Annotated in this window: 1 protein-coding gene and 1 pseudogene; one reads left to right on the plus strand and one right to left on the minus strand. The window is 71.9% G+C overall.

Annotated features, from left to right (window positions below; translation table 11 throughout):
* A pseudogene (locus BZY54_RS47810) lies at nucleotides 1–411 on the minus strand (hypothetical protein); the annotation flags it as partial.
* A 489-nt stretch (nucleotides 412–900) separates the two neighbouring features.
* Between BZY54_RS47810 and BZY54_RS47815 the strand changes: the two are divergent.
* Nucleotides 901–1,457, plus strand: a 557-nt coding sequence (locus BZY54_RS47815) for a DMT family transporter (RefSeq protein ID WP_167414201.1), incomplete at its 3' end; no start/stop codon positions are given.

Consider the following 1,457-nt stretch of genomic DNA (forward strand, 5'->3'; position numbering starts at 1 on the left):
GATGGTGGGCGTGGTGGTGGTCCGGGTGGCGCAGGCGGACCTCGTCGAAGAGGCGGACCACGTCCTCCTCGGCCCCCAGGGTGCGCTCCAGCAGGAGCAGGCCGAGCCACGGAGTGGGGTCGGCGGGGGCGAGCGCACTCGCCGCCCGGCAGGCCTCGCGGGCGCGCTCGGGTCTCTCCTTGCCGCGCAGGGCGCGCTGGACCAGGCACATGCCGAGCAGCACGGAGGCGTCCGCGGACTCGGGTTCGGCGAGCAGCCAGTCGCGGACCCAGGGGGCGGNNGGACCGCCTGCCACCGGCCCTGCGCCAAGGCCGCTCGGGCGGAGACGAGTTCGGCGTCGTCGAGAGCGGCGTCGAAGGCCTGGGCCGCACGCTTGCGGCCGCGACCGAGGGGTGGCGGGGGTGGGGACACCGCGGGACTTCCTCACGCGCTCTTTATCTGTGCTGTGTTCAGACTGGGCTCATGCCGTGGCTGTGCCGTGGCCGTGTGGTGCGGTAGGGCCTGTCCTTCGGCCATCGGCTCGCCATCGACTGATCACGGAAAAGCAAACCCTCAGCCCCTACTCGGCGTCAAGGGCGATCGGCGTGTTACACGCGTCAACTGGACTAGTCCAGGCAGCAGTTGTGACATATTCCGGCGTCCGCGCCGTCCGGCCGGTCACGCGATCCGCCGCCGGGTCAGATCCCGGGCCCCGCCTCACCCGTGTGGCGTACGCCATGGCGCGGGTCCGGCAGGCGTCCCACCATGACCGTACGGCCGTGCCATCGCCCCGACGCCCAGGACGTGGTGACCGACTCGACTGCCAGAATCCGGGTGCTCGCGGCAGCGGACGGCGCCCCGGGACGCTACGCTCGGCCATTACGCACCCCGTGGCCCGGCCGGATGATCGAGGTACGCAGCGTGTCGGTTCTGGTTCTGATTCTCGCCGTGAGCGCCGCCTGCTGCCTGGGCTTCGGATTCGTACTCCAGCAGAACGCGGCGCAACAGGCGCCGCTCAGTGACTTCCTCTCCCCCCGGCTGCTGCTGGACCTGGTGAAGGTGCCCCGCTGGCTCGGCGGTCTCGGACTGATGATCGTCGGCATGGTCCTGGGCGCGATGGCGCTGGGCCGGGGCGAGATCTCACTGGTGGAACCGCTGCTGGCGACGAACCTGCTGTTCGCGCTCGCGCTGTCCCGCAGACAGACCCGGCAGCCACTGGGCCGGCAGGGGTGGTTCGGGCTCGCGCTGCTGGCGGGTGGCGTGACGGCGTTCATCCTGGCGGGCCAGCCACAGGCGGGCAGCGCGGTCACCAACCCCCTGCGCCACTGGCTGATCATCGGGACCATGGTGGGCCTGGCCCTGCTGCTGACCACCTATGCCAAGCGCTCCCGGCTCAGCTGGGGGCCGGTCCTGCTGGCCGTGGCCGCCGGGCTGCTGTACGGCGTGCAGGACGCGCTGACCCGGGTGAGCGGGCAGCG

This window comes from Streptomyces carpinensis (assembly GCF_002154505.1).
Classification (GTDB): domain Bacteria; phylum Actinomycetota; class Actinomycetes; order Streptomycetales; family Streptomycetaceae; genus Streptomyces; species Streptomyces carpinensis.